Below are 3181 nucleotides of genomic sequence, written 5' to 3'. Positions count from 1 at the left end.
CGGTGCGAAACAGAATTGTGATTATACAAGAGTGATGCTTAAAGGGGGCTGAATAATTAGTAGAAAAATGAGGAGTTCTTAAACAAAGAAAAATTCACAAAAAGGGTAAAATTTTAAAGAAACGCCAAATGTAAAAGCGAGGAAATTTAAAAGTAATCAAACCCAGTATAGCTTCTATATACGAAATTCTACTTTTAAAATTTCCTCATAATTTAAAATTTCTTCGAAATTTCTAAAATTCTAATACGCCATCAGCTTCGCGCCGAACGCGCCGCGAACCAAACTCTCGCTTTTATTTGCTAGCTTATCTATCATCTTCTCATACGCCGAAGGCTCCTGCCAGATCGGATCTGCTACGCCGCTAGCCTTTACGAGCGCGCTTTTGGCGTCCTCCAAAGAGCCCACTTCGTCGATGAGCCCGACACCTTTGGCGCCGCTGGCTAAAAATACTCGCGCATTCGCCCACGTATCGCGCTTCCTAAGATCCAGCGAGCGCGCCTGCGCCACCTCGCGCGTAAATAGCTCGTAGCTCTCGTCCACCAGGGCTTGCAGGCTTGCGCGCTCCGCGTCGCTCCATTTTCGCATCATCGTGCCCGCTTCTTTGAGCTCGCCCGCTTTGACGATCTGTTCGGCAAAGCCTAATTTAGCTGCAGCTTCGCTCACATCAAGCCCCTGCATGATCACGCCAATGGAGCCGATGAAGCTGCCCGGGTTTGCATAAATTTTACTTGCCCACACTCCGCCTAGGTAGCTGCCGCTCGCCATCGTGCCCTTGGCGTAGGCGACGACCGGCTTGCGCGAGTTTAGAGACTTGATCGCCAGCGAAATTTCTACGCTAGGGCTTAGCGCGCCGCCGGGGCTGTCGATCAGCAGAAGCACCCCCTTAATCGCCTCGTCGTTTTTCAGAGTTTCGATCTTTTCCAAAATTTCGCTATCGTCCATTATCGCGCCGCTTAGCGAAAGCTGAGCGAGATTCGTACCCTTTTGTTGCGCGCTTTCGCCGCCAGCAAAAATCAAAAACAAAATAAGCAGAAAAATCAGGGATTTAAAGTATTTGTTGATAAACCCAAGCACGGCGCCGATCGGCGCAAAGATATTTTTTAGAAATTGCATTTCATTCCTTCGATAAAAAGTGATTTTGCATTTTTGCTCTGCAAAATGAGCTGTAGCGGCAGCTGATCCTCATCGCACTCAATGCCTTCAAAAACGGCGATGTCGGCGAGCTTGCCTGCTTTCAGCTCGCCCAAATTTAGCCCAAGTGCCGCAGCAGCGTTTCTCGTCGCGCCTAAAAGTAACGCCCGCGCCAGCTCTGCCAAACCCAGCTCGTCGTGCATCATTAAATTTGCGCGCAGCTCGTCTAAAAAGCTTAGACTGAAATTTGAGCTAAGCCCGTCGGTAGCGATGTTGTAATTAAGCCCGCTTGCGAGCAGCTTTTTAAAGCTCAGCCGCTTTTTGCTAAGCAGGCGGTTGGAGCGCGCGCAGTGCGTGATCGAGTGAAGCTTCGGATCAAAGATGCTAAAATCATCCACCCAAACGCAATGCGTAAAAAGCGTGCGAAGCCCGTTAAAATGCGCTACGAAGCTCTGCGGCGAGTAAAGAGGCGCGGGCGTTGGGTCAAATTTAGCAAGCCAGGCTTTAAATTTGCCGCGACCCGTGCGCAGCCACTGCCGCTCATACGCGCTCTCCATAAAATGCGTGCTTATAGCAAGTCCGTTTTCGCGGGCAAGCTTCGTCGCAAACTCCGTAATCTGCGGGTGCGCCGAGTACGGCGAGTGCACCGACACGGCGGGGATAAAAAGCGAGCTTGCGAGCGCCTTTGCGCGCTCAAATCGCTGCTTAAATTTCAAAATATTCTCCGCCGCAGCATCCTTGCTCGCGCCTAAAATTTCATTGAAAAACACGGTTCTAATGCCGCTTTGCGCGCAAGCTTCAGCCTCGCCGCCGAAGCTTGAAATTTCGCCGATCGTACCCACGCCGCTTCGCATCATCGCGGCGATCTGCTCCAAAATCAATCGTCCGCGTGCCGCGGCATCCAGCTGCTGCCTTGAGGCGATGACGCTGCCTAGCCACTCCAAAAAATCGCCGTAGCGCAGCGTGCCTTTGTTTGCGCTAAATTCCAAATGCACGTGCGGATTTATAAACGCAGGCATCGCTATGTCGCCGCTAAAGTCTAAAATTTCGGCTTGCGGGTATTTGCGCGCCGCACTCGCAAAGGCGCAGACCTCGATTATCTTCTCGTCAAAGACGATCGCGCCATCTTTTAAAATTTTAAAATTCTCATCGCAAACAAGAACCCACTTCGCCCTTAAAATTCTCATCGTTTTCCTTATCTAAAACAGCGCGTGATTTTAGCATAAAATTCTCTTCCGTGCTAAATTTAGAGATAAAATTTTAGCGACCGGGCTTGAACGGGCAAATTTAGCGCCATAGTAAAAAATAAGCTCGCTTTGGTTATAATTTTTGCTTAAATTTCAAAACAAGGACGTAAAAATGAAAATTATGGTGATTCAAGGACCGAATATCAATATGCTTGGTATGCGCGAGCCCGCTATTTACGGGGTTATGAAGATGGAGGACATCCATAAACAGATGAAGGCGGTCGCCGATCAGAGCGGCAACGAGATCGAGTTTTTCCAGAGCAATTTCGAAGGCGAGATCGTCGATAAGATCCAAGAGTGCTTCGGCACTTGCGACGGCATCATCATCAATCCCGCCGCCTACACGCACACTTCGCTCGCTATCCGCGATGCGCTCGCCGCAGTCAGTCTGCCTGTGATCGAGGTGCATATCTCAAACATCGCTCGCAGGGAGGAGCTTAGACAAAAAAGTCTAATAGCGCCCGTTGCTGCGGGTCAGATAATCGGGTTTGGCCCCGTGGGATACCATCTGGCGATGATCGGAATGATTCAAATTTTTGAGCAGATCAAAGCCGCCAGAGCCGAGCAGAAAGCCAAATAAGTTTGGGATTAAATTTGAAAAATTTTATCTTAAAGGACGAAAACGCTGTTTACCACGAGTGCGGATACAGCTGCGACAACGCGATATTTTTGAACCTCGCGGGGCGCAAATTTTTCCTTACCGATGCGCGTTATAGCATCGAAGCGCGCGAGCTTTGCCAAGATACCAAAGTGATCGAGGTCGAGCGAAATTTGATAAAAGACGCGCGGCTGTTTTTGCGAAA

Annotated in this window: 3 protein-coding genes and 1 pseudogene; 2 read left to right on the top strand and 2 right to left on the bottom strand. The window is 49.5% G+C overall.

Annotated features, from left to right (window positions below; all coding sequences use genetic code 11):
- Window positions 1-240: 240 nt before the first annotated feature.
- Both sppA and Q0117_RS02870 read right to left on the bottom strand, forming a co-directional pair.
- Window positions 241-1113, bottom strand: a complete 873-nt coding sequence (gene sppA / locus Q0117_RS02875) for a signal peptide peptidase SppA (RefSeq protein WP_297922275.1) — start codon at window positions 1111-1113, stop codon at window positions 241-243.
- Entirely contained in the window at window positions 1101-2318 is a 1218-nt protein-coding gene (locus Q0117_RS02870; RefSeq protein ID WP_297922272.1) for a metal-dependent hydrolase, read from the bottom strand. Before Q0117_RS02870 ends, sppA begins: the two co-directional genes overlap by 13 nt.
- A gap of 172 nt (window positions 2319-2490) precedes the next feature.
- Between Q0117_RS02870 and aroQ the strand changes: the two genes are divergently transcribed.
- Entirely contained in the window at window positions 2491-2958 is a 468-nt protein-coding gene (aroQ, locus tag Q0117_RS02865) for a type II 3-dehydroquinate dehydratase (protein ID WP_297893957.1), read from the top strand.
- Window positions 2959-2972: 14 nt separating this feature from the next.
- Window positions 2973-3181, top strand: a pseudogene (locus Q0117_RS02860) (X-Pro aminopeptidase); the annotation flags it as partial.

Source organism: uncultured Campylobacter sp. (assembly GCF_937997535.1).
Taxonomy (GTDB): Bacteria; Campylobacterota; Campylobacteria; order Campylobacterales; family Campylobacteraceae; genus Campylobacter_B.
This window is presented reverse-complemented; position numbering and strand designations above follow the sequence as displayed.

Bases quoted from the DNA above. Each gene is read 5' to 3' on its own strand.
- sppA (WP_297922275.1), bottom strand. From the start codon at position 1,113: ATGCAATTTCTAAAAAATATCTTTGCGCCGATCGGCGCCGTGCTTGGG.
- Q0117_RS02870 (WP_297922272.1), bottom strand. From the start codon at position 2,318: ATGAGAATTTTAAGGGCGAAGTGGGTTCTTGTTTGCGATGAGAATTTT.
- aroQ (WP_297893957.1), top strand. From the start codon at position 2,491: ATGAAAATTATGGTGATTCAAGGACCGAATATCAATATGCTTGGTATG.